This is a genomic window from Pyrodictium brockii, from assembly GCF_055379715.1.
In genome coordinates this window covers 513,262-536,228 of the sequence record NZ_AP042401.1, presented here as the reverse complement: position 1 = coordinate 536,228, position 22,967 = coordinate 513,262, and the positions used below count along the sequence as shown (strand labels likewise).

Here is a 22,967-nt window from a genome sequence, read left to right as displayed (position 1 = left end):
CAGGGGAGCCCCTGCAAGAGTGGAGGGGTGCAGCAAGTAGGATGGCCAGCCAGGCTCTGGAGATGAGGACGCGCTACACGGTGTTGCTCCTCCTCGCCGAGGGGCCGAAGACGGGGTACGAGCTGATAAAGAGGATAAGGAGCGCCCTGGGGGAGGTTGGTGCAGCCGCCAGCCCCGGCACCGTGTACCCGGTGCTCCGCAGCCTGGAGGAGGAGGGCTTCATAGAGGCGAGCGAGGAGCCCCATGGGGCCAGGCAGAGGAAGGTCTACAGGATAACGAGGAGAGGCCTCGAGCAGCTCCTACGCATGGTCAACCGGGGCCTCCACGTGATAGAGGCGGCGATAAGGCTCCACATAGACGCCGCCCGGGGCCTAGCCGGGGTCGAGCCGGGCGGGGAGCTGCGGCCGCTCCTAGAGGAGACCGTCGAGAGGCTTGAGAGGATAGAGGAGCTCACCGAGAGCCTCATAGAGGCCCTCCGCGGCATCCTGGCCGCTGTGCCTACAGCCTAGGCCCCGGGCGCCCCCAGGGAAGGGCGTGCATGGAGGCGCAGCCTCATTGCACGAGATGAGTATAGCCCTGGGCATACTCGCGGCGGTCGAGGACGCGTTCCGCAGCACACCCGGGGCGAAGCGGGTGACCAGGATAAGGCTCCGGGTCGGCGTGCTCAGCCTCATAGACGTCGAGGCTCTCCGCTTCGCGCTCCGCGTAGCCTCCCGCGGCACCCCCGCCGAGGACGCGGAGATAGAGGTGGAGATGGCTGAGCCCCGGTTCCGCTGCAGGGTCTGCGGCTACGAGTGGAAGCCGAGCAGGGAGGAGACGGAGAGGCTCACGGGCAACCCAGAGATAAGCACCCTGGTCCACATAGACCCCGACGTCCTGCCCCGGTTCCTCCAGTGCCCCCGCTGCGGGGCCAGGGACGTGGAGGTGGTCCAGGGCACCGGTGTAATGCTCCACAGCGTCGACATAGAGACCGGGGAGGACGAGGAGCGCGGGGTACAGCTGTAATACGGGTTGCGCCCACCGCGACGGGGAGAACAGCTTACCCACGCCCAGAGCACAGGCTGGACCATGGAAGGCCTGGAGAAGAGGCGGGCCACAGTCATGAGGACGTCCTCCCGCCCGAGAAGCCGCGCAGGTAAACCCACACCCTGGGAGCGCATGGTGGAGGCGGCTGCGGAGAAGCTCCACGCCTCCACCAGGGCCGAGCTGGAGGAGATAGAGCAGAGTATAATAAGCCATGGGCCCGGGGCTGAGGCCCCTGCCGCACCCTGGACGCGGGACAGGAGAAGGCGGAGGAGAAGGAGGCTCATCGACGCCGTCCGGGCAGCGGTCCGGCTAGGCCACTAGGAGGCCGCGCCGAGGCTGCGGGGCTCAGCACGGAGCACGGGCTCCCCATCCCCGGCCGTCGGCCCCAATCGCCCTCCTCACAGCCCCGCGGGGTGGCCGCCTCAAGCCTCATTAACGCGGCGGCCCCGGGCCGCCACCGCCCCTGGGGCGGCGCCAGGGGCTGTGAATGGACGCCTGGGCCTTAGCTCTTCCGCGGGGTGCTGAGCCTGTGCAACAACGAGCCCCTCGCGCCGCCCGCCGGCACGCCTCTAGCGGCTGGGAGCGGGGAGCACCTGCTTGGCGGGAGAGGGCTACGTCCTACTACTAGGGGCCCAGAGCACGGTAGAGCTGCTCGGCCTCCCCGGGGATCCCGGGGAGCCGCTGGAGCTGTATCGTGCAGCGCTCCGCCGCGGGGGAGGACGGCTGCTGGAGAGGCTGCGCCGCGGCCTAGAGAGCGGCGCTGTGAGGAGCATAGTCTACCTCGGCGCCGACGGCGCGTTGTCGAGGCTGCTGAGCCGGGGCGTGGTGGAGGTGTATGGCGCCGTCTCTAGGCTCCGCTGCCCCCGGTGCGGGAGGAGGTGGTGGATAGACGAGGGTGAGCGCTGCCCCCGCTGCGGCGGGCCAGGCGAGCCGGACTACAGCGAGACGCCGCGCCGCAGGCAGCTGGAGGAGGCCATATACGAGCTGACCACGGCCGAGGCTGTGGCCGTCCACGGGCTCGGCGAGCCCCCTCCAGTCCTCGGCTCGGTACTCGCGCTCGCAGCCTCGAGGTTCACCCGGGTCAGGCTCCTCGAGCCGGCACCGGCCCAGCTCAGGGGCCTGGGGCTCGAGGAGACGGGCGAGACCCTGGAGGAGCTCCTAGCAGGGCTAGCCCCCTAGCCCCGGGGAGCCGCGGCCCCTCTCCGGTAGACCAGGAGGCCTGCCGCCAGAACCACCGCCGCCACGGCTGCGAAGCCCAGGGTGAGCGCTGCCGGGCTCATACCCCCGGGGCTCCTGCTGCCCGTAGGGGGCGGCGCCGCTGCGCTGCCGGCTCCGGCGCTGCTGGCAGCGGCGGGCGGGGTCGCGGACGCCGTACCCGCCCCGGCGGCCGCCCCGGCTGCTGTGGCTGCGCTGCCGGTGCTCCCCCCGGCCGCTGGCGCGGTGGGGGACGTGGAGGCCATCCCTGCGGTGGTTGCTGTGGCTGTGCCCGTCGTGGTGGTCCCCGTGGGGCTTGCCGTGGCCGCCCCGGGGCCAGTGCTGCTAGACGCCTGGCCGAACTTCACCGCCGCCAGCTGCCCGGGGGAGGCGAGCCTGACCACGTAGGCCTCTGAGCCTCCAATCCTCTCCCTGGACGTGTTGACTCCCTGGGGCGCCTCCAGGGGGAGCCGGGAGACGAGGGTTATGTTCAGCCTCTCTAGGCCCAGCCGGCTCCCGAGCAACTCCGCTACCGCGTGCACCGCCGCCTCGGCCGACTCGGCGGGGCTGGCGCCAGGCTTGTAGATGCCCAGCCCCTGCACGCGGTAAGCCACAGTCCCGTTGCCGGCCCAGGAGGATATAGTAGCGTTGCCCCTGGCCCTGGCCGCTAGCCCCTCCGCCGCGAGCCCCGCCACGGGCAGCACGCCCCCGGCGCCGGGGACGGCCGTGATCGATGCCGCGCTGCCCAGGAGCGTGTAGGCCAGCATCCTCTCCAGGGCCTCCCTCGGCCCCGTCATCGTGGAGTTGCTCCTCGCCTCGATCTCCAGGAGCCCGTTTCCTGTATAGTTGAGGACCAGCTCCATGCTCCGGCTGGTGTCGATCATAGAGGAGAGCCTGCCGGCCTCGCGCAGCAGGCTTAGCAGCTTATCGGCCTCCTCCGGGCTCAACGCGCCGGCGGCCGCGAGCCCGGAGACAGCCTTCTCCACGTACTTCCAGTAGTCGAAGAATGCCGTGAAGGATCCTCCCACCACCACGGTGCTGCCGGAGGCCTCCACGCTTGCGTTGAGGCTATCCACCCTAACGCCGAAGCCCTGGAGGGCGGCGGTGGCCACTACGGGGTTGAGGAGCCGCCGGATCCTCTCCGCCAGAGACCGCGCGGCCGTCTCGTTACCCGCGTCTATAGAGGCGGAGAACACGCCGTCCACCCTGTAGACGTGGCCCGTCTTGTTGTACACCCCCGACGCGCCGGCGCTCATGCCCGGGAGGGAGAGGTTGAACGCGAAGACCCCGCTACCCCCGCGCCCGGCTAGGCGGAGCCTCATACCGGTGGCCGCGAGCCCTGCTACCGCGGCCTCCCTCGTAGCAGCCGAGACCCGGGAGATCACGGTGTAGCTGGCGTTGCCCCCCGCGGCCTGCCGGGGGGCTACCGTAGTGGTTGAGTTCATCCACTCGAGCCCCTTGAGCCCCTCCAGCGGGGCGGAGAGGGACGCGTTAACCCACACCACCCCCTCGCCGTCGACGAGGAGCGTGACCGAGCCATGCCCGCCGCCAGAGGCGCGGGCCACGGGGGGAGGCAGGAGCAGCAGCGCGAGCAGCAATAGTGTAGGCAGGCGTGAACGGCGTGAGCGCCTAGCCAAGGCTGTCCACGCTCCACCCCCTGGTTAGGCACCTTGATCCACATAAACCTGGGGGCCCAGGGGGCGCGCCTATTAACGCTCGGGATGGTCCCGCTAGAGAGGCCCTCGGGGCTGTGAGGAGTGAGCCCCGCGAGCACCCAGAGGCGGTCCCGAGGAGCCCCGGCGGTGACGCCCCTAGGGGTGGGCCGAGCCCCTCTACCTGGGCCCAGGGGGTGATGAGGCCTGCATCGGGGAACCCCGCGGGTCCTGGGGGAGGCCCGGGGTCTTCCCTGCGGCTGACCCCCCGGGGGCTCCATGGGCCTGTCACCCTTGGGGCCGGGGCTGCCCAGCCGCCCCGCCGGGGAAGCGTTGAGTAGCCGCGGGCGCATGCACCCTTCCTGGGTGCTGGGGGCGCCGTGGAGGGTCTTGAGAGCCTCGCCTGGGAGTACATCCACGGGAGGATGAGGGCCACCCGTACCCCCGGGGTTAGCGTCTCGCTGAAGCGCGGCGGCGAGCTGCTCCTTCAGAGGGGCTACGGCTACCGTTCCCTAGAGAAGGGGCTCCCCGCGACGGCGGAGACGGTTTACGGCATAGCCTCGATATCAAAGACAATCACGGCTGTGGCTGTAATGCAGCTCGTCGAGAAGGGCGTGCTCAGCCTCGACGACCCGGTGGACAAGCATCTCCCCGTGGAGCTCCGCGTCCAGGGGGAGCCGGTTAGGGTGTGGCACCTGCTAAGCCATACCAGCGGGATACCGGCTCTAGGGTACGCGGAGGCCCTCCTCACCGGCTACGCGGGGCTCGGCCGCGGCTGGCTACCCTTCTCGGACCCCCGGGACGTGCTGGAGTGGCTGGAGCGGGGCGCCCGCCACTGGGCGCTGGCTCCCCCGGGTGAGAGGTTCCTCTACCTAAACGAGGGGTACGTCGCCCTGGGGCTTCTCGTCGAGAGGCTCTCGGGGCTAAGCTTCCCCGAGTACGTGAAGCGCTTCATAGCCGGGCCGCTGGGGATGCGGAGCACCACCTTCGACTACGGGGAGGCATGGGGCTCGAGCCTCCTGGCAACCCCCTACGACTCCTCCAAGACCCCGCCCCGCCCGGCCGCAATACCCCCGGGGCTAGCCGCGGATGGAGGCGGCTGGAGCAGCGTCGTGGACCTGGGCAAGCTGATGGCGGCGCTCTCCAGCGGCGGCAGCCTGGGCGGCGTAGAGATACTGTCCAAGAGGAGCGTCGAGGAGATGGAGAAGCCCCGAGCCAGGCTCCCGGCACAGCTCTTCGGGGACGACAGCTACGGGCTCGGCGTCATGGTGTACCCGGGCTTCCCCGGCGGCAGGCTGGTGGGGCACAGCGGGAACATACTCTTCTACACGGGGTTCGCCGGCCATATAAGGGAGAAGGGGCTCACGGTGGCCGTGCTGGCAAACGCCGACCCCGGCTCGCCCCAGATAGCTATGACGCTGGCCGCGGCGGCTGCAGGGGCGGATCCCTGGAGCCTGCCCTTCAACACAGCCGACCGGGTGCTCGGGGCCCTGGAGGGCGTCTACACGGGCTACAGGGGCACTGTGAGGGTTAGGCTGGAGAGGGTTGGGGATGCACTGCTCCTGGAGAGTCTGGAGCCCCCGGGGAGGAGGGAGGTGCTCTTCCCCGAGCGGCTCGACCCGGCCGAGCCGGTGTTCCTCACGGCGAGGGCAGGGAAGAGGATGAGAGTAAGCTTCCGTATCGACCTGGAGGAGGGGGTAGTTGAGATGCTCTACGACCGGTACAGACTGGTGAAGGCTCAGGCCGGCGAGTAGCCCGCCACCCCCCGGGGCCGGGAAAAGTTTATAGCTATAGATGCGATTTTTTCACCAGTAACAATGGTTGCAAGCGTTGCGAGAGCCGGGGAGGCCTGGGCGGCGGGCCACGATGCTGAGTGCTGAGAACCTCCACGTGGACGTGGGAGCCAGGACCGTGCTGCGAGGCGTGAGCCTGGAGGCTGGACCGGGCGAGCTGCACGTGATAGTGGGCCCCAACGGGGCCGGGAAGTCGACCCTACTGAACACCCTGATGGGGCTCTCCCGCTGCCATGTTAGGAAGGGCCGGATAATCTTCAAGGGTAGGGACGTGACCCGCGAGCCCCTCTACCGCAGGGCGCGGATGGGCCTAGCGTTGGCCCACCAGATCCCGCCGGGGCTGAGAGGGCTGACCCTCCGCGAGCTGGTCTCCGCCATGGAGAGGCTCTATGGCAGCGCCCGGGAGGTGGAGTGGGCGGCCGAGATACTCGATGTCAAGGAGTTTATGGACAGGCCTCTCTTCACCGGCATGAGCGGCGGCGAGCGTAAGCGCGTAGAACTGTACCTCACAGTGCTCCAGAGGCCCCAGGTGGCGCTTCTCGACGAGCCCGACAGCGGTGTAGACATAGACACTCTTGAGCGGATCGAGAGGCTCCTCATAGAGCTCCGGAGGAGAGGAGTGACGGTGATACTCGTGAGCCACACGCTCTACATGCTCGAGAAGCTCGCAGGCCACGGAGCCATAGACAGGGTACACGTGCTGCTGGAAGGGCGGGTCGCCGCCTCGGGGCCCCCGGGCCCGCTGCTCCACGCCCTGAGGGAGGGGGGCTTCCACGGCCTGGCAGCCACTGCGGGGTGAGCAGGGGTGGCCGAGGTAGCCGAGCTGCGGGAGAGGGCCCTCCGCGCCCTACAGAGCCCAGCCCCCTACGGGCCCGACGTGGACCTCGAGCGCTACCTCTCCTCCCGCAGAGGCGCGGCGGCCGGCACCGTAGAGGACGCTCTGGAGAAGCTTGGGCTCGGCAGGAGCGTGCTGGGGAGGGCCGGCTACGTCCAGGTTAACGAGGAGATACTCCGCAGCATTGTAGCGCGCAGGCTTGAACAACAGGGCGTGCTGGTTATGCCCCTCCACGAGGCGCTGGAGAAGCTGCCCTGGGCCAGGGGCTACTACTGGCGCGCCGTCCCGGTGGACGCGGACAAGTACACAGCCGCGGTGGAGCTTTACGGCGGGAGGAAGGGCTACTTCATCTACGTGCCTCCCGGCGCCAGGGTGGAGCAGCCTATCTACACCTGCCTGCTCATAACCGAGGAGCTGGAGGCCCAGCTAGTCCACAACATAGTAGTGGTTGACGAGGGGGCTGAGGCGAACCTGGTAAGCGGGTGCGGTGTCTCCCACGGGGTCACCGGCGCGCTCCACGTGGGGGTCTCAGAGTTCTACGTCAAGAAGGGTGCCACGTTGAGGTACGCTATGATCCACTCCTGGGCCCCGGGGGTCCACGTGAGGCCCCGCACCGGCGTCGTGGTCGAGGAGGATGGTAGCTACGTGAACTACTACCTGATTCACGGCCCCGTCGCGAGCGTGCAGAGCTACCCGGTGGTGGAGCTGCAGCGGGGGGCGAGGCTCTACAGCGCCTCGATAATAGTCGCTGAAGGCGATGCGGTCTACGATATAGGGGCCCTCGCGAGGCTCCGCGGGCAGGGCGCCTCGGCGGAGCTGGTCTCGAGGGTGCTGGCGAGGGGCAGTGCGAGGGTGTATGCTAGGTCCCGGATCGAGGCCCACGCTCCCGACACACGGGGCCATATAGAGTGCCTGGGGCTCCCCCTCTCGGGCGACGCGGTGATAGAGTCTATCCCGGAGCTCCACAGCAGCGTCGAGGGGGCCGAGCTGACCCACGAGGCCGCGATAGGCCGGATAGCGGAGGAGGAGCTTGAGTACCTGATGTCGAGGGGCTTCACAGAGGATGAGGCGAGGGGGCTGCTGCTCCGCGGCCTCCTCCACGTGGAGGTGCCGGGGCTCCCGGCGCCGCTGCGGAGCCTGATACGCTACGTAGAGCGCACCCTCGCAGAGAAGGCGACGGGCTAGCCCCTCCTCTCCCAGCCCCTGCGGAGCCTCAGCATACCCCACTCTGTGGCGGCCTCGACCAGCCAGCCGGCGAGTATCCCCGCTATCCTCTCTGCGGCCTCTCCCTCGGGGATCTCCGTGCCGTAGTAGCGGGTGAGAGCCCTCCTCGCTGCGGCCGGGTCGACGCGGGGAAGGAAGCGCTGCTTAAGCCTCTCGAGGAGCTGGTCGAGCCTGTTGACCCCCTCCTCCGCCACCAGCCTCTGCACCTCCCGGAAGTCCTCGTTGCTGAGCACGCTCCTCTCCGCCCGGTCCCCGGCCTCCTGCCAGTAGAGGTAGAGGGGCTCGTAGTCGCCCACGATCTCCCCGGTGGCGAACATGGGGAGCCTACGGCGCCTGCCTCCACCCTCCTCCCGGGACATGCTCCGTGTCCCCGCCAGAGTCTAGCCTAGAGCCCCCGGGGCCTGGATTAGGGCTTAGCCGGCCCGCCGGGCGGGGGCTCGGAGTCCCTCCATATAGCCTCGATCCTCCTCTTCAGCGCGTCCGCGAACCCCTGGTTGACAGCCACGACGGCCACCACGCTCCCAGCCCTGCCGGGGGCGCCTATCACCACCGTGTCGCAGGCCACCATCATGTCTAGGAGGACGGCGTCGGAGACCCTGACCTCGACCCCCGGCAGCCTCCCGACCTGCTGGAGCGCCTCCTCGGGGACCCGGGCGCCCCGGTAGACTATGACCCGGGCGCCCCTCCCCGCCAGCAGGCTGAGCAGGGGCTGGAGGACCGGCAGCAGCTCCACAGCCTTCTCGGCCGCCTTGTACGCCATTATCCAGGGCTTCTCCCCGCACTCCTCGAGCGCGGCAGAGGCGGCCGCGACGGCCCGGTGGACGCCCTCCTCGACGGCCACGTACTCCCTGGCCGCGTGGGCGACGCGTCTCTCAAGCTCCCGGGCCAGCCTCCTGAGCTCCTCCGCCTTCTCGGAGGCCTCGGCTAGTAGCCTCTCGGCCTCGACGAGGAGCGAGCGGGAGGGAGGGACCGCCTGGTAGCCGTCGCCCGTCTGGGCCACCAGGCCTCGGCGCTGGAGGCTGCGGAGCACGTCGTAGATCCTCTGGGGAGGCACGTTGGCCTCCTCCGCTATCTCCCTGGGCCGCGTGGCTCCCTGGAGGACGGCGAGGTATACCCTGGCCTCGTAGCCGCTTAGGCCTAGGAGCCTCCTGAGCCTCTCCTCGAGGTCCCTCAAGCCCCGCCTTACCCGCGGCTGTGCCGCCGAGCGCTGCACCCGGGCCACGGGTTATAAGGCCGCTGCATTGGAACCACCGCCGGGTGGTGGTTCACGGCCAGGCCCTGGATGCCCCATAGGCCCCGCGGCTACCTGGAGCTGCCCGGGGTTGCCAGGCTCCTCAGGGTGGCCGAGGAGCTGGGCTACGCGGCGCCGGTGGAGAGGGTGCTGGAGGGCAGGGCTGGCCCGGGGGACGTGGTGGAGCTCTACCGTATGCCCCTCTGGCTCCTGGGCGGCCTGGCCCGCGCGGTGACCGACGCTATCACCGGGAGGAGGGTGGGCTACATAGTGAACATGATACTCAACTACACTAATGTCTGCGTGGTGGGCTGCAGGTTCTGCGCCTTCTACCGGAGGCCCGGGAGCCCCGACGCCTACCGCATCCCCCCGCGCCGCGCCGCCGCCATGGTGGAGGAGCACTGGAGGAGGTACCGGATACGCCAGGTGCTTTTCCAGGGCGGCGTGGATCCCTCGATACCGCTGGAGTACTACGAGGAGGCCTTCCGCGGCATCAAGGCGGCCACCCGGGGGGAGGTGGCCATCCATGGGCTCAGCGCGGTGGAGCTGGAATGGCTCGCCAGGTCCAGCAGGATGAGCCTCCGGGAGCTGGTCTCCAGGCTGCGGGAGGCCGGGCTGGACAGCGTGCCGGGCGCGGGAGCGGAGATACTGAGCGAGAGGGTCCGGGGGCTCATCTCGCCGAGGAAGATAACAGGGGAGCGCTGGATCCAGGTCATGGACACCGTGATGGCCATGGGCGTCCCGGTGAGCGCCACCATGGTGTACGGGCACGTGGAGACCCTCTGGGAGAGGGCCGAGCACCTCCTCAGGCTGCTCGAGCTGCAGAGGCGCCGCGGCCTGGTAATGGCCTTCATAGCCTGGAACTTCGAGCCGGGGAACACCGAGCTGGGCAGGGAGATCCCTTACCCCGCCGGCGGCACCGAGCTGCTCCGCAGCGTGGCTGTGGCGAGGCTGGTGTTCCGCCACGAGATCCCCTGGATCCAGGCCGGCTGGCTCACCGCCGGGGAGAGGCTGGGCCAGGTCTCGCTCGACTACGGCGCTAACGACTGGGGAGGCACCCTCTACGGGGAGCGCGTCCTCCCTGCGGCCGGCGTGCCCCTACCCCTCCTGGTGAGGAGGAGCATCGAGCGGGTCATACGGGGCGCCGGCTACGAGCCCTACGAGCGCGACAACTGGTACCGGCCCATAGCAGGGCGGGAGGCCGCCGAGGCCGAGCCGCGGGCGGGGGGTGCGGCGGCGTGAGCCTCGAGCCCCCGAGGTGGCTGGAGAGGCTGGCCCAGGAGGAGGGCTCCCCAGCGCTGGAGAAGGCGATCCACGGAGACAGGCTAGAGCCCCCGGAGATAGAGGAGCTGGTGGCCAAGACGCCGCTCCACGCGCTGGCAGCCGCGGCCGACTACTACGCCCGGAGGCTGAAGAGGGGCCGGGGCAGCTTCACCAAGAACCTCTACATAACCTACACCAACGTCTGCGTCACCAGGTGCAGCTTCTGCGCCTTCTACAGGCTCCCCGGCAGCCCGGAGGCCTACACCAGGAGCCCGGGGGAGATAGCCGGGGCTGTGCGCCGGGCGGCGGAGGAGCTGGGCATAGTCGAGGTACACATGGTCGGCGGCAACAACCCGGAGCTGCCCTTCAGCTACTACGAGGAGCTGGTATCCTCCGTGAAGAGGGCTGCCCCCAGGGTGGCGCTGAAGGCCTTCACCGCGGAGGAGATACTTTTCATAGCCAGGAGCACGGGGCACCGTGTCCGCGAGGTGCTGGAGAGGCTGCGGGAGCTGGGCCTCGACGCGCTCAGCGGCGGGGGCGCAGAGATACTCGACGAGGGGGTGCAGAGGCTGATAGCGCCACTGAAGCCGGGCCCGGAGGAGTACCTCAGGGTGCACGAGGAGGCCCACAGGCTCGGGATAAGGAGCAACGTGATAATGATGTATGGCCACGTGGAGGAGCCTATACACGTGGCCCGCCACATCTACCGGGTGCGGCTGCTCGAGGAGAAGGCGCCGGGCTTCATATCCTTCATACCCGTCCGCTTCAACCCGGGGAGCACCCCGCTGGGGAGGAGCAGGCTTTACAGGGAGCGGGCCAGGCTGGACGGCCAGTACGACCTAAGGATAGTGGCCGCCGCCCGGCTCGCCCTGCTGGGGGCGGTGGACAATATTGTAGCCTACTGGGTGAGCATGGGGGACAAGCTGGCGCAGGCCGCCCTGGCCCACGGCGCCAACGACCTCGGCGGCACGTTCTACCGGGAGGCGGTGATAACCGCTGCCGGCGGCGGCCCCGGGGGGAAGGAGCCCGGGGAGCTCGCCTACATGCTGCGCCAGGCGGGATGGGAGCCCTGGCTCCGTGACACCTTCTACAACTACCTGGAGAGGGTGAATACCCTGGAGCTCCCGTGGCTCGCCTAGGGAGGGCCGGAGGGCTTGCCTGTCTACGCCGCCCCGCAGCACCGCTACGCCGCGCCCCTGCGCCGCTGGCTGCTGGGCAGGGGCTATGCCGTCTACATCGCCGCGCCCCCGGAGGCCGCTGAGCTGCTCCGCCGAGGAGCCGCGGACGCCGGCATGGCGCCGCTCGGGCTCCTCGCCTCTGGGGAGGGGCTCCGCTGCTGCCCCGGCCCCATGGTGTACAGCAAGGCAGAGACCATGAGCGTCGCCGTCTTCTCCAGGGGGCCCAGGAGGCTGGGGGGCTGCGATAGGATAGCCGTGACGGGGGAGACCAGGACGAGCATCCTCTACCTCCAGCTCGCCCTGGAGAACATGGGGCTCCGGCCCCGGCTGCTGCGCCTCAGCGCGACGAGCGCCTACCGGCTGCTCCGGGCAGCCCCCTGCGCCCTGGTGATAGGCGACGAGGCCCTCGCCGCCCGGGCCCGGGGCCTCCACGTGGTGGCCGATCTCGGGGAGCTGGTCCGCGACGTGCTCGGGATCAGCCCCGTCTACGCCGCCACCGCTGTCGCCCGGGGCCGGGGGTGCCCCGGGGTCCTCGGCTCCCCGCCCTGGCCCCGGCCCGGGAGGGGCGACGCGGAGGCCACCGCCCGGGTCACCGGGCTGCCGCCCCGGGAGGCGGAGAGGTACCACCGGCTGGTCCGGCTCGACTACAACCCCGGGGCGCTGGCCGGGGCGCTCCGTCTCCTGGGGGAGGCCCTCCACAAGGCCCAGGGTGGAAGGGTCTACAGTCTCTCTAACCATTGATAGTTATTGATTGTGGCTAGGAGGATAGAAATATCCCTGCTGCCCGGGGTAACCCGCCGGTGCAGCCCTCCTTGGAGTTCAAGCTCCTCCGTGTAAACCTCTGGAGCCAGAAGGCCAGGGAGGAGCGCGTCGACGAGAAGACCCTCCGCCGGTTCCTCGGCGGCCGCGGCCTCGGGGCCTACCTGGCCCTCCGGGAGATCCCCCGGGGAGCCGACCCGCTGGGCCCGGATAACAGGCTCTACATCCTCACCGGGCCCCTGACCGGCATGGCCGTGGGCGACACCAGGATAGGGAACGGCCGCTACCACGCGGTCGGCAAGAGCCCGCTCACCGGGATCCTCGGAGACTCCAACGCCGGAGGCAAGTTCGGGCCCTGGCTCCGCTTCTCCGGCTACGACGGCATAGTGCTCGAGGGGGTCAGCGAGGAGCCAGTCTGGATAAGCATCGTTGACGGGGAGGTGGAGTTCCACGACGCCCGGCCCCTCTGGGGCAAGGGCGTGGTCTACACGGAGAAGAGGATACGCGAGTTCATGAAGATGGAGGACACGAGCCAGGGCAGCGTGCTCGCGATAGGCCCGGCCGGGGAGAACCTGGCCAGGATAGCGGCGCTGATAAACGATAGCCGCCGCGCCGCCGGCCGCACCGGGCTCGGCGCGGTTATGGGGAGCAAGAGGGTCAAGGCCATATTTGCCTACGGGAGCAGGAAGATAGAGCCGGTCGACCCCCAGGGATTCCTCAAGGCCGCCAAGAAGTTCATGGAGAAGGTTGAGGCCAACCCGGTCAGCCAGGGCCTGAGGAAGTACGGCACAGCCGTCCTGGTCAACATAATCAATGAGCACGGCGCCCTGCCCACCAAGAACTGGACCCGCGGCACCTTCGAGAAGGCCTACGAGATAAGCGGCGAGTACATGGCCGAGAAGTATCTCAAGAAGAACAGCGGCTGCTGGGGCTGCATGATACGCTGCTCCCGCATCACCGAGGTGAAGGAGGGCCCCTACTACACGCCGGTCGGCAAGGGCCCCGAGTACGAGACCATCTGGGCCAACGGGGCCAACCCGATGATAGGCAACATGGAGGCCCTGATAAAGATAAACTACCTGCTCAACGACATGGGCATAGACACTATCAGCTTCGGCAACGCCGTCGCAGCCCTCATGGAGCTCTACGAGAAGGCGCTTAACGGCGCCCTGCCCAAGGACAAGGCCGAGAAGCTCCTCAGCCTGCTCGGCGACATAAAGCCCACCTGGGGCAACGCGGACGCCGTGATAGAGCTGGTCTGGAGGACCGCGTACCGGGACGGGATAGGCGACTACCTGGCCGAGGGGACGGCGAGGTTCACCGAGGCCTTCGGCAGCCCCGACTCCGCGGTCCACGTTAGGGGGCTCGAGCTCCCGGCCTACGACCCGAGGGCTATCAACGGCATGGCCCTGGCGTACGCCACCTCAAACCGCGGCGGCTGCCACCTCCGCGCCTACGCTGTGAGCTTCGAAGTGCTGGGCATACCGAAGAAGACCGACCCGCTGAAGATAGACTTGGAGAAGGTGCAGCTGGTCAAGTTCCAGCAGGACTTCTTCGCCGCCATAGACAGCATGGTGGTGTGCAAGTTCTACACCTTCTCCACCGGGCCCGAGGACTATGTGCCGCTGATACGCGCCGCCACCGGCTGGGAGGACTTCACGGCCGAGGAGCTGCTAACCATAGGCGAGAGGATATACAACGTGGAGAGGCTCTTCGCCGTCAGGGAGGGCCAGGGCTACAGGGACTACCTGCCCAAGAGGCTCCTCGAGCAGCCGCTGCCCGACGGCCCCGCCCGGGGCAAGACCGCGAAGGAGGCCCTGGAGGCCTACCTGCCGGAGTACTACAAGCTCAGGGGCTGGGAGGACGGCAAGCCGCTGCCCGAGACCCTGCAGAGGCTCGGCCTCAACGAGTTCCTCTACATAGTCTCCTAGGCGGCTGTTTTAAGTCCCTGGCCCCCGCCCTCCCCCGGCCCCGGGGCGGCAAGGGCATTGCAGGGGGGCGGGCTGAGCCAGTGCATCGAGGCGCTGGCCGCGGGCTGCGGCGCTGCCCTCGCGGCGCTGGAGGAGGCGTCTGAGGCGCTCGGCAAGGGCCGGGGCAAGGGCGGGGGGCTCGCCAGGATTCTCCGGAGGGCTGCTGGGGCCCTCTCGGGGGCCGTGGAGCCCTGCATAGGGGGCTGCGGGGAGTCGGGGTGGAGCGGCCGCTGCGTGGCGGGGGAGGTGCTGGAGAGGCTCCAGCGGAGCCTCTACGGGCTCTCGCTCCGGCTGGAGGGGCTCCCGAGGTTGGAGGGGGAGGCCGGCGAGCTGGCGGCCATGCTGGTTGACCTGGCCTACAGCATGGTGGAGGCCGTCTGCTACGCCGGCTCCCGGGCCGGGGGCTAGCCCTGGCCCTGGAGGAGCCGGGAGAGGGCCTCTAGGAAGACCCTGTTCTCCCCGGGCGTCCCCACGGTCACCCGCAGCCAGTTGCTGCCGAGGGGGACGCGGCGCACCGCCACCCCCTGCTCGGCCAGCCGCTCTACCACGTTCTCCACGGGGGTCTCCACGAGCAGGAAGTTCGTGTAGGAGCAGTACACCCTGACCCCGGGGAGCCTGCGGAGCATGGAGGCTAGCCACTCCCTCTCCCCGCGCACCGTGTCGGCCACCCTCCTGGCGTAGCCCGGGTCCTCGAGCGCCGCTATCGCCGCCGCTACGCTGGTGCGGGGGAGGAAGGGGGGCATGATGCTCCGGAGCCTCTCGGCCAGCCTGGGGTGGGCTATGGCGTAGCCGATGCGGAGCCCGGCGAGGCTGAATGCCTTGCTCAGCGTCCTCACTACGAGCAGGTTATCGTAGGCCTCTGTGAGCCCAGCGTAGGTTACCCCGCTGAACTCGTAGTAGGCCTCGTCCAGGATGAGGAGCGCGCCCCTCGCCGAGAGCCTCTCGAGCAGCTCGGCCAGCTCGCCCTCCCCAGGGGCCAGGAGGCTGCCCGTCGGGTTGTTGGGGTTGTCCAGCGCGGCCAGCGAGGAGCCCGCCGCAGCCTCGGAGAAGCGGCTCCAGTCCAGCCTCCAGCAGCCGCCGGCGGGCTCCAGCTCCACCCAGATGGGCTCGCCGCCCTGGAGCCGGGTGTAGACCTCGTACATGCTGAAGGAGGGCCGGGGCGCCGCCATCCTGCCGCCGGGCGCGAGCACGAGGTGGAAAGCCTTCTCCAGCACCATGTCGCCGCCGAGGCCGACCACTATCTGCTCGGGCCTGGCCCCGGTGTAGCTGGATAGGAGCCCCGCCAGCCTCTCAAGCATCTCTGCCTCCGGGTACCTGTTCCCCCGGGCCGCCTCCCTCGCCACCGCCTCCACAACCCTCTCGGGCGGGGGGTAGGGGGACTCGTTGAGGTCGAGGCGGGCCCTTACGCCCCGGTAGCTGCGGGGGCTGTAGCCCCGGAACTCCTCCAGCCAGGGCTTCACGCGGACCGGCACCGCTCCCAGCACCCTCCCGCCACACGCCCCGGGGCCATCGGTTAATAACCCGCTCAGCGGCCTGGGCACCGGCCCCCTGGGCAGCAGCGTGTCCCGGCAGGAGAGGCTCCACGTGGTGGATAACCCGGCGCTCCAGGGGGTCCTGCTGGAGCTGCGGGACAGGAGGACCCCGAGGCACAGGTTCAGGGAGCTGCTGGAGACAGCCGGGCTGCTCCTGGGCTACGAGGCAGGCAGGCTCCTCCAGACCAGGGTCGAGGAGGTGGAGACCCCGCTCGGCGCCCGCGCCGCCGGCGCCAGGGTGGCGGACGAGGAGCTAGTCATAGTCGCGGTGCTCCGCGCCGCTGTGCCGATGGCCCTGGGAGCGGCCAGGCTCTACCCGAGGGCCAGGCTGGGCTTCGTGGCGGCCTCGAGGCTGGAGGAGACAGGCAGGATGGAGGGCGGCAGAATGATATTCGACGTGGACACCCCCTACTGGCGGCTGCCGAGGCTCACGGGCCGGGACGTGATGATCGTAGACCCCATGCTGGCCACGGGGAGCACCCTGGCGCGCATAGCCTCGAGGATAGCCAGGGAGGAGCCGCGCCGGATAGTAGCGGTCACCCTCATAGCCACGAGGCAGGGCGTGGAGAGGCTCCTCGAGGCCGCGCCCAGAGCCCAGGTGGTGGCCGCAGCGGTGGACCCGGAGCTGAACGAGAAGGGGTTCATCGTGCCGGGGCTGGGCGACGCGGGGGACCGGTGCTTCGGCGAGTAATCCCCCGAGGGCAGGGCTCAAAAACGCTGGGCAGGGAGGGGATGAGGATCTTTTCGGGGAGCGCGACCCGGCGGGCCGCCGGGGATGGCCTGGCGGTTACCCAGCCGACCCTGCCTCCCCTGCTAGAGCGCGCTCCTTATCCTCTCCCTCTGCTTCTTCAGCTCGTAGCGGAGCCTGCCGAGTATGGCGCGGCGGTCGGCCACCAGTACTGTCAGGGCCTCGCCCACGTCGTCGAATAGGACGTAGTTGTTCCGATACTCTATTATCACGTCCGTTATGTCGCCCAGGTTCAGCTCCTCGCCCAGCCTCGTGGCGGCGCCGTAGAGCGTCGTGACCATGGCGGCGAGCGAGTCCGGGTCTATGCTGGCCTCCCCCGTATGCACATAGTCTATCACGAAGCCGTCCTTGGACACTATAGCCGCGGCTGTTACACCCTCTATCCTGGTGAAGTCTGTGAGCACCACCCTCATAGGGGAGGACATAGGCCGCCACCGGGTGGGTAGGGAGGCAAGCAGGCTAGGATAAAAAGTAGAGACCAAATAGGATACAGCCGCGCCAAATTAAGCGTATCCACGGGCAGGCCATCCGCCAGCCTTAACAGCGGTCTTACGGAGCCACGCCGGCACGCCGCGGGCACCCGGGGGGCTAGCCCTCCCCCCGCCTCTCCCTCGCCCTCCTCCCCGCCTCGAGGCCCAGGGCCGCCAGGGAGGCCGCCTCGGCGCCGAGCGTTATGGGGTAGAATACGACCGTGTTCTTCTCCTTGGCAACCTCTATGAGCGCCTGGAGCTCCCTGAGCCGGGGGGCGGCGGGGTGCCTCTCGTAGGTCTGGGCGGCCTCCTCCAGTATCTTGGCCGCCTGGCGCTCGCCCTCAGCCTCTATTATCTTGGCGCGGCGCCACCTCTCCGCCTCCGCCTGCCTGGCCATGGCCCTGACCATGCCCTCTGGGAGCACCACCTCCTTGAGGGTCACAGCTGTGACCTTTATCCCCCAGGGGTCTGTGAGCTCGTCGAGTATCCTCTGCAGCTCCTTGTTCAGCTCCTCCCTCCTGGAGAGGAGGTCGTCCAGCTCGCTCTTCCCTATCACGTCCCGCAGCACTGTCTGGGAGAGGAGGGTGACGGCTACGTTGTAGTTGCGCACCGTGAGCACGGCTTTCAGCGGGTCCTGGACCCGGTAGTAGACCACCGCGTCCACTGAGACCTCCACGTTGTCCTTGGTTATTATCCTCTGGCGGGGCACGTCGACGGTGTGTATGCGCAGGTCTATCACCGTCACCCTGTCTATGAAGGGCACCACTATGATGAGCCCGGGCCCCTTCACCCCCACGACTCTTCCGAGCCTGAACACGACGGCGCGCTCGTACTCCCTCACCACCCGTATGCTGTAGGCGATTATTATGAGGGCTATGAGTCCTCCGAGGAGGAGGGCTACGAGCTCCCCGAGGCCCGCCGGGGCGGGCTGGGCTTGCGGCAAGGCACTGCATCCTGATATATTGCCCCGATTGCCCGGCTATAAGCACGTGCCCCTCCTAGGGCGGGCCGCCGGCTCCGCGGCTAGCTTTATTAACTGGGTCTACGGTGGGCGCCCTCCCGGCTCTCCCTGCAGGGGCTTGGACTGTCCACAGGGCCCTCCTGAGGCTAGGTGCTGCAGGCGGAGGTGGTCTGGTTAGTTGGATTCGGGGTCCGTGTGAGGAGGAGGGAGCCCCTGGACCCCCTGGAGTGTGTCGCCTGCCTCGTTTACGAGAGGCTGCAGGCCGTCGCGGGCGACCGGGCCAGGGAGGCCAGGGTCCTGGCTAAGGCCGCTGAGCTGGTGGCCAGGTGGCCGAGCAGGACCAGCGTGTTCGTGGAGAGCTACGACTATGTGGAGAGGCTGCTGGGCGTCCACGACTTGTACCGTGAGAAGAGGGAGGAGCTGAGCCACGCCGTCCTCGAGGCCCTCGGGGCCCTGGACCTGGCGGGCATGGAGGACTGGGAGATCTTCTCCCTCATGGCCGCTGCTAACGGCGTCGACATACCGATGCCGGGGTACCGGCCGGGGCTGGAGAAGCTGCTCCGGGGGCTGCGGGACCGCGCGGCATGGCTGGGGCTCGGGGAGGGCGACGTCGAGAAGCTGCTGGGGGCTTCGGAGAGGATAGTGGTGGTGCTCGACAACGCGGGAGAGGCGGTGCTAGACATAGCCGCGGCGGGCGAGCTCGCCAGGAGGGCCGGCAAACCCCTCTACCTGGTCGCCAGGGGCGAGCCCTACGAGGTGGACGTGACCGCCAGGGAGGCCGTGGAGCTGGCCGCGAGGCTCGAGCCGGGGGCGAGGGTGGTGAGCACCGGGGGCAGGTACCCCGTCTTCCATCCCAGGGCGTCCCAGGAGTCCAGGAGCCTGCTCGCCGACGGGAGCCTGGTGCTGGTTAAGGGGATAGCCAACCTGGAGGCGTTCCTAGACTACCCCGACGCCGCGGGGCCCGGGGCCAGCCTGGTGTTCATGCTCAGGGCGAAGTGCGGGCCCCTCTCCAGGTTCTTCAGGGTGGGCCACGCGGAGCCCGTGGTGGCATCGGCCGAGTGGCTGCTGGAGAGGCTCCGGGAGTGGAGGAGCCCCGGGGGCTAGAGGCCTCAATACCCCCTGGGCCCCGGGCTGCCCGCGGGGCGTGCGCCGCTGTGGCTGTCCTCCGTGTAGCCCACACCCCGGACCCCGACGACGCCTACATGTTCTACGGTATCGTCAAGGGGGCGGTGCGGCTGCCGGGCTACGAACGGGTCGAGCACCTGGTGGAGGATATCGAGACCCTGAACCGCCGGCTGGTGGAGGAGGGCTGGGAGGTCGAGGTAACGGCTGCCAGCGCCCACGCCTACGCCTACCTGGCGGACCGCTACTACCTGATGACCGCGGGGGCGAGCATGGGCGAGGGCTACGGCCCCATACTGGTCGCCCGGGGTAGGCTGCAGGGGCTCCGCGGCGCCAGGGTGGCGGTGCCAGGCCGCTACACCACCGCCCGGCTCCTCCTGCGGCTCGCCACGGGCGGCGGCTACCGGGAGGTCTACGCCAGGTTCGACAGGATCCCCGGCATGGTTCTCCGGGGCGAGGCTGACGCCGGCCTACTGATACACGAGGCCCAGCTGACCTACAGTGAGATGGGGCTGGTCAAGGTGCTCGACCTCTGGGAGTGGTGGAGCAGCGTCGCCCGCGGGCTCCCGATGCCGCTGGGCGTGGACCTGGCCTCCAGGAGGCTTGGCCGGGAGGAGGCAGCGAGGCTGCGGGGGGCGCTGCAGGAGAGCATCAGGTACGCGTGGAGCCACCACCGGGAGGCCCTGGAGTACGCAGCCGGCTTCGCTAGGAGCGGGAGCCTGGAGCAGATAGACAGGTTCGTGCGGATGTATGTGAACGAGCGCACCCTGGACATGGGCGTGGAGGGGAGGAGGGCCCACCGCCTCCTCTACGAGATGGCCTGGGACGAGCGCCTCATACCTGAGCCTGTGGAGCCCGAGTTCGTGTAGCCCCGGCCCCGTGGTCCTCCGGGGGCCTTTTTCCGGGAGCCCCGGGCCCTCCCTCGGTGCGGGTTCCGCCCCCCTCTTCTCCGTAGCTCCTTTCACCCCGGCACCATGAACCCGTTACTGCCGGGTCTATGGGTCCGCACCTGGTTCCGGGGGCTGTGCAGAGTTGGCTGGTGGCGGCTGCACCGGGGTATCCTGCCTGGGCGGTGTCGGCGGGGAGAGGCCCGGCAGCCTCCGGCTGGGGCTGCTGGACTCCACGCTCCGGGAGGGCGAGCAGACGCCGGGCGTGAGCTTCACTGTGGAGCAGAAGCTGGAGATAGCCAGGCTCCTCGACCAGGCAGGTGTCGCTATGATTGAGGCCGGCCACCCCAGCGTCGCGCCCGATGTCAGGGAGGCGGTGCGGAGGATCATAGGGCTGAAGAGGGAGGGGATTATACGCAGGGCCGAGATAGTGGCCCACAGCAGGGCGGCGCGGAGCGACATAGAGGAGGCTGCCTCGCTGGAGCCGGACAGGGTGGCGATATTCTACGGGGTGAGCGACATCCATCTCCGCTACAAGCACCGGGTGAGCAGGGAGGAGGCCCTCTCCATTATAGGCGAGATGGTGGAGTACGCCAGGGAGCACGGCGTGAAGGTGAGGTTCACGGCTGAGGACGCCACCAGGGCTGACTACGGCTTCCTCGTGGAGGCTGTGAGGGCTGCTAGGGACGCTGGAGCGGACAGGGTGTCCATAGCCGACACAGTGGGCATAGCCACGCCCTACGCTATGAGGAGGCTGTTCGAGAGCCTCCGCCGCGACGTGCCGGGGGTGGAGTACGATGTCCACGCCCACAACGACCTGGGCCTAGCGGTTGCCAACAGCCTGGCGGCAGCGGAGGGGGGAGCCACGATCATCCACGTGACGGTCAACGGGCTGGGGGAGAGGGCTGGGATAGCCCCGCTCGAGCAGGTCGCGGTGGCGCTGAAGCGCCACTACGGGGTCGAGGTGGTGGACCCCAAGCTCATCCCCCAGCTCTCCAGGCTCGTGGAGCGCTACAGCGGCGTCCCGGTGCCCCCCAACGCGCCGGTGGTGGGGGAGAACGCGTTCATCCACAAGGCGGGCGTCCACGTGGCCGGGGTGCTGCGGAACCCCGAGACCTATGAGCCCTACCCGCCCGAGTGGCTGGGGAGGACGAGGGACTACACGATAGACAAGTACACCGGCCGCCGCGGGCTCCAGGCCAGGCTGGAGAGGCTGGGTGTGCGGGTCTCCGAGGAGGAGCTGCAGAAGATCCTCCAGGAGGTTAAGAGGAGGAGCGGCGCCAGGCGGCTCCGCGACGAGGACCTGCTGGAGATAGCCGAGGAGGTGACTGGCCGCGCCCTGAGGCCCAGGCCCCCGGAGGAGATAGAGGCGCTCGTCACCGTGAAGTGCGAGGCAAACGTGTACACGACCAGCGTGGCTAGGAGGCTGAGCGTGATCCCCGGCGTGGAGGAGGTGGCAGAGGTGACGGGGGAGAACGACATCCTCCTGCGGGTCCGCGCCCGGAGCCCGGTGGAGCTAAACCAGGTGGTGGAGGCTATAAGAGGGACCCGGGGCGTCCGGGAGACCTACACAATGCTGGTCCTCCGCCGCATCCCCCTCAGCGACGGCGCGCGGCCCCAGGCCGCCGGCCGGGGCTAGCCCCTGGGGGCCCGTGGAAGGGTTTATGAAACGCCCTGCATGGTGCCTCCATCCTCTCCCGGAGAATGTAGCGGCTACATGCACGGCAGTGTCCTTCTAAAGGGGGCGCCGCAGCCTAATACTAAAAGAGAGGTGTCCACGTATGAGCAGGCCTGGTGAGATACGTGTGGTAGACTACGCGTTCCTCAAGCAGCTGGACGAGTGGGTGAAGATGCAGAGGAAGCTGCTGGACACATTCAGGGAGACCGCTGGGAGGGTTGAGGAGGGGGACAGGCTCGACATAATAGTGGCTACCAGGGCGGCGTTCCAGCACATGATGAGGACCATCAAGGCTTTCGACAACTGGCTCCAGGACCCCATTATAATAGCCCATGTGCCCAGGGAGATGCTGCTGGAGGTGTGGAAGGTTATGTACAACGTGCTGCAGCAGCTGCTGGAGATAGACATCAAGCACACCAGCGACGTGAGGAACCTGCTGGAGGAGCTGGCGCGGGAGGGCAAGCTGAACCCGCTGGTGGCCACGGTTAAGCAGGTGGGCGAGGAGGAGGAGATGGGCGGCAGGCGTCCACCGACAATGATGATATAAGGGATGGTGTAGGCTGCTGCGGCTCCGCGGGGCGCCGCCCGCCCCCCAGCCCCTCAGGGTTCTTCTCCCCGGCAGCCCTCCCGGAGAGCGCCCCACGGGGCCTCTAGGAGGGCTCCAGCCTCTCCCCGGTGGCCACGTAGTGGGCCGCCGAGGCTATGTAGACGGCGTGGTCCGCTATCCTCTCGAGGTGGCGTAGGAGGAGCACCCTGGCGACCTCGCAGCGGGGGAGCTGCTCGCTCGCCGCGAGCCGGTCGAGGGCCTCCACGTACGCCCTGTCTACCTCCTCGTCGAGGAGGATCACGGAGCGGGCCTTCTCCGGGTCCTCGGCCTGCAGCGCCACGTAGGCGGTGGAGAGCATCTCCTCCACCTTGCCGCGGAGCCCCGGGGCCTCGTGGGCGACCTCCTGGCAGTTGCGGGGGAGCCTCCCGTAGAGCCGGGCTATCTCGAGCGCATACCGGGAGACCCGGAAGAGGTCGTAGGACGCCTCCATGTAGGCTGTGAGGCGGCGCAGGTCGCTCGCCACCGGCTGGAAGCGCGCCAGCGCCTCCACGGTCTTCTCAATAACCTCCTGGCGGAGGCGTGAAGCCTCCCTGCTGTAGCTCTCCACCTTCCCCGCGTCGCTCTCCTCGCCGGAGACCAGCTTCATAGCGGTGTCTAGGGATGCAAGCGCGGTGTCGAATAGCCGGTCGAGCAGCTCGCCTATCTCGGAGAGCGCCAGCTCTATGGGGCGCGTCAACCCTGCCACCCTCCCGCCGGGTTGTCCTCCTGCTCCGCTCTCTTCCCCGAACCTGGGCCCTGGAGGCCTTTACATAAGTTTCCCACCGGGGCTTGAAGGTGTATAAATCACGTCATTGATGCTGGATCGTGGCGAATCCCCGAGAGGCACGACGCCAGCCT

24 protein-coding genes are annotated in these 22,967 nt (G+C 68.8%); 17 read left to right on the top strand and 7 right to left on the bottom strand.

What is annotated here, in order from left to right:
- Positions 1-41: 41 nt before the first annotated feature.
- The 4 genes from ACZ42Y_RS03020 (at position 42) to ACZ42Y_RS03005 (ending at position 2,205) form a co-directional block, all read left to right on the top strand.
- Positions 42-509 (top strand): PadR family transcriptional regulator, encoded by a 468-nt coding sequence (locus ACZ42Y_RS03020; protein ID WP_464735666.1) that lies wholly within the window; start codon positions 42-44, stop codon positions 507-509.
- 55 nt (positions 510-564) lie between these two features.
- On the top strand, positions 565-1,005 hold the full coding sequence (locus ACZ42Y_RS03015) for a hydrogenase maturation nickel metallochaperone HypA/HybF (RefSeq protein WP_236698217.1): 441 nt from the start codon (positions 565-567) through the stop codon (positions 1,003-1,005).
- A gap of 63 nt (positions 1,006-1,068) precedes the next feature.
- On the top strand, positions 1,069-1,347 hold the full coding sequence (locus ACZ42Y_RS03010) for a hypothetical protein (protein WP_464735665.1): 279 nt from the start codon (positions 1,069-1,071) through the stop codon (positions 1,345-1,347).
- Between the two features lie 276 nt (positions 1,348-1,623).
- Positions 1,624-2,205 (top strand): SIR2 family protein, encoded by a 582-nt coding sequence (locus ACZ42Y_RS03005; protein WP_464735664.1) that lies wholly within the window; start codon positions 1,624-1,626, stop codon positions 2,203-2,205.
- Here ACZ42Y_RS03005 and ACZ42Y_RS03000 read toward each other — a convergent pair.
- Entirely contained in the window at positions 2,202-3,857 is a 1,656-nt protein-coding gene (locus ACZ42Y_RS03000) for a hypothetical protein (RefSeq protein WP_464735663.1), read from the bottom strand. The genes ACZ42Y_RS03005 and ACZ42Y_RS03000 overlap by 4 nt on opposite strands.
- 395 nt (positions 3,858-4,252) lie before the next feature.
- On the opposite strand from ACZ42Y_RS03000, the gene ACZ42Y_RS02995 reads away from it, so the two are divergent.
- The 3 genes from ACZ42Y_RS02995 to ACZ42Y_RS02985 all read left to right on the top strand — a co-directional run bounded on the left by ACZ42Y_RS02995 (position 4,253) and on the right by ACZ42Y_RS02985 (position 7,685).
- Complete coding sequence (locus ACZ42Y_RS02995) at positions 4,253-5,626, top strand: serine hydrolase (protein ID WP_058371489.1); 1,374 nt, start codon at positions 4,253-4,255, stop codon at positions 5,624-5,626.
- A 112-nt stretch (positions 5,627-5,738) separates the two neighbouring features.
- Positions 5,739-6,464, top strand: coding sequence for an ATP-binding cassette domain-containing protein (locus ACZ42Y_RS02990; RefSeq protein ID WP_058371490.1), 726 nt, complete (start codon positions 5,739-5,741; stop codon positions 6,462-6,464).
- 6 nt (positions 6,465-6,470) lie between these two features.
- Positions 6,471-7,685: a SufB/SufD family protein gene (locus ACZ42Y_RS02985; protein ID WP_464735662.1), complete on the top strand. Its 1,215-nt coding sequence runs from the start codon at positions 6,471-6,473 to the stop codon at positions 7,683-7,685.
- Here the strand turns inward: ACZ42Y_RS02985 and ACZ42Y_RS02980 are convergent.
- Together ACZ42Y_RS02980 and ACZ42Y_RS02975 are read right to left on the bottom strand one after the other, a co-directional pair.
- Positions 7,682-8,083: a hypothetical protein gene (locus ACZ42Y_RS02980; RefSeq protein WP_058371492.1), complete on the bottom strand. Its 402-nt coding sequence runs from the start codon at positions 8,081-8,083 to the stop codon at positions 7,682-7,684. The two genes, ACZ42Y_RS02985 and ACZ42Y_RS02980, sit on opposite strands and share 4 nt — an antisense overlap.
- Before the next feature lie 47 nt (positions 8,084-8,130).
- Positions 8,131-8,937 (bottom strand): TrmB family transcriptional regulator, encoded by an 807-nt coding sequence (locus ACZ42Y_RS02975; RefSeq protein WP_464735661.1) that lies wholly within the window; start codon positions 8,935-8,937, stop codon positions 8,131-8,133.
- 69 nt (positions 8,938-9,006) lie between these two features.
- On the opposite strand from ACZ42Y_RS02975, the gene ACZ42Y_RS02970 reads away from it, so the two are divergent.
- The 5 genes from ACZ42Y_RS02970 to ACZ42Y_RS02950 are packed head-to-tail and all read left to right on the top strand — an operon-like array spanning position 9,007 to position 14,533.
- Positions 9,007-10,197 (top strand): CofH family radical SAM protein, encoded by a 1,191-nt coding sequence (locus ACZ42Y_RS02970; protein ID WP_083494616.1) that lies wholly within the window; start codon positions 9,007-9,009, stop codon positions 10,195-10,197.
- The gene (locus ACZ42Y_RS02965; RefSeq protein WP_058371494.1) at positions 10,194-11,357 is read left to right on the top strand and encodes a radical SAM protein; all 1,164 of its coding nucleotides are present in this window, start codon (positions 10,194-10,196) and stop codon (positions 11,355-11,357) included. The genes ACZ42Y_RS02970 and ACZ42Y_RS02965 overlap by 4 nt, the downstream gene beginning before the upstream one ends.
- A 15-nt stretch (positions 11,358-11,372) precedes the next feature.
- Positions 11,373-12,137: an MqnA/MqnD/SBP family protein gene (locus ACZ42Y_RS02960; RefSeq protein ID WP_464735660.1), complete on the top strand. Its 765-nt coding sequence runs from the start codon at positions 11,373-11,375 to the stop codon at positions 12,135-12,137.
- A gap of 59 nt (positions 12,138-12,196) precedes the next feature.
- Positions 12,197-14,086, top strand: coding sequence for an aldehyde ferredoxin oxidoreductase family protein (locus tag ACZ42Y_RS02955; RefSeq protein WP_464735659.1), 1,890 nt, complete (start codon positions 12,197-12,199; stop codon positions 14,084-14,086).
- 57 nt (positions 14,087-14,143) lie between these two features.
- Entirely contained in the window at positions 14,144-14,533 is a 390-nt protein-coding gene (locus ACZ42Y_RS02950; RefSeq protein WP_058371497.1) for a hypothetical protein, read from the top strand.
- Here ACZ42Y_RS02950 and ACZ42Y_RS02945 read toward each other — a convergent pair.
- Positions 14,530-15,597 carry a pyridoxal phosphate-dependent aminotransferase gene (locus ACZ42Y_RS02945; RefSeq protein WP_464735658.1) on the bottom strand — a complete coding sequence of 356 codons (1,068 nt, stop codon included), beginning with the start codon at positions 15,595-15,597 and terminating at the stop codon, positions 14,530-14,532. The two genes, ACZ42Y_RS02950 and ACZ42Y_RS02945, sit on opposite strands and share 4 nt — an antisense overlap.
- Before the next feature lie 88 nt (positions 15,598-15,685).
- Here ACZ42Y_RS02945 and upp point away from each other — a divergent pair, with 88 nt between their 5' ends.
- A complete protein-coding gene (gene upp, locus ACZ42Y_RS02940) occupies positions 15,686-16,348 on the top strand; it encodes a uracil phosphoribosyltransferase (RefSeq protein ID WP_464735657.1) in 663 nt (220 codons plus the stop codon).
- A gap of 122 nt (positions 16,349-16,470) precedes the next feature.
- Here the strand turns inward: upp and ACZ42Y_RS02935 are convergent, their stop codons facing one another.
- Positions 16,471-16,830 carry a roadblock/LC7 domain-containing protein gene (locus ACZ42Y_RS02935; RefSeq protein ID WP_058371500.1) on the bottom strand — a complete coding sequence of 120 codons (360 nt, stop codon included), beginning with the start codon at positions 16,828-16,830 and terminating at the stop codon, positions 16,471-16,473.
- 163 nt (positions 16,831-16,993) lie between these two features.
- A complete protein-coding gene (locus tag ACZ42Y_RS02930) occupies positions 16,994-17,818 on the bottom strand; it encodes a slipin family protein (protein ID WP_464735656.1) in 825 nt (274 codons plus the stop codon).
- Positions 17,819-17,986: 168 nt separating this feature from the next.
- Here ACZ42Y_RS02930 and ACZ42Y_RS02925 point away from each other — a divergent pair, with 168 nt between their 5' ends.
- From ACZ42Y_RS02925 to ACZ42Y_RS02910, 4 genes are all read left to right on the top strand, one after another.
- The gene (locus ACZ42Y_RS02925; protein WP_168371372.1) at positions 17,987-18,940 is read left to right on the top strand and encodes an ARMT1-like domain-containing protein; all 954 of its coding nucleotides are present in this window, start codon (positions 17,987-17,989) and stop codon (positions 18,938-18,940) included.
- A gap of 50 nt (positions 18,941-18,990) precedes the next feature.
- Entirely contained in the window at positions 18,991-19,827 is an 837-nt protein-coding gene (locus tag ACZ42Y_RS02920; RefSeq protein ID WP_464735655.1) for a menaquinone biosynthesis family protein, read from the top strand.
- A gap of 196 nt (positions 19,828-20,023) precedes the next feature.
- Positions 20,024-21,484, top strand: coding sequence for a homocitrate synthase (gene lysS, locus ACZ42Y_RS02915; protein ID WP_464735777.1), 1,461 nt, complete (start codon positions 20,024-20,026; stop codon positions 21,482-21,484).
- A 142-nt stretch (positions 21,485-21,626) separates the two neighbouring features.
- On the top strand, positions 21,627-22,070 hold the full coding sequence (locus ACZ42Y_RS02910; protein WP_058371503.1) for a DUF2153 domain-containing protein: 444 nt from the start codon (positions 21,627-21,629) through the stop codon (positions 22,068-22,070).
- A 103-nt stretch (positions 22,071-22,173) separates the two neighbouring features.
- Here the strand turns inward: ACZ42Y_RS02910 and ACZ42Y_RS02905 are convergent, their stop codons facing one another.
- Positions 22,174-22,806 carry a phosphate signaling complex PhoU family protein gene (locus tag ACZ42Y_RS02905; RefSeq protein WP_464735654.1) on the bottom strand — a complete coding sequence of 211 codons (633 nt, stop codon included), beginning with the start codon at positions 22,804-22,806 and terminating at the stop codon, positions 22,174-22,176.
- Between the last annotated feature and the right edge of the window lie 161 nt (positions 22,807-22,967).

Excerpts from the sequence above, each read along its gene's own strand:
- ACZ42Y_RS02970 (WP_083494616.1), top strand. The coding sequence starts at position 9,007 with ATGCCCCATAGGCCCCGCGGCTACCTGGAGCTGCCCGGGGTTGCCAGG.
- ACZ42Y_RS02910 (WP_058371503.1), top strand. The coding sequence starts at position 21,627 with ATGAGCAGGCCTGGTGAGATACGTGTGGTAGACTACGCGTTCCTCAAG.
- ACZ42Y_RS03015 (WP_236698217.1), top strand. The coding sequence starts at position 565 with ATGAGTATAGCCCTGGGCATACTCGCGGCGGTCGAGGACGCGTTCCGC.
- ACZ42Y_RS03010 (WP_464735665.1), top strand. The coding sequence starts at position 1,069 with ATGGAAGGCCTGGAGAAGAGGCGGGCCACAGTCATGAGGACGTCCTCC.
- ACZ42Y_RS03020 (WP_464735666.1), top strand. The coding sequence starts at position 42 with ATGGCCAGCCAGGCTCTGGAGATGAGGACGCGCTACACGGTGTTGCTC.
- ACZ42Y_RS02990 (WP_058371490.1), top strand. The coding sequence starts at position 5,739 with ATGCTGAGTGCTGAGAACCTCCACGTGGACGTGGGAGCCAGGACCGTG.
- ACZ42Y_RS02980 (WP_058371492.1), bottom strand. The coding sequence starts at position 8,083 with ATGTCCCGGGAGGAGGGTGGAGGCAGGCGCCGTAGGCTCCCCATGTTC.
- ACZ42Y_RS02935 (WP_058371500.1), bottom strand. The coding sequence starts at position 16,830 with ATGTCCTCCCCTATGAGGGTGGTGCTCACAGACTTCACCAGGATAGAG.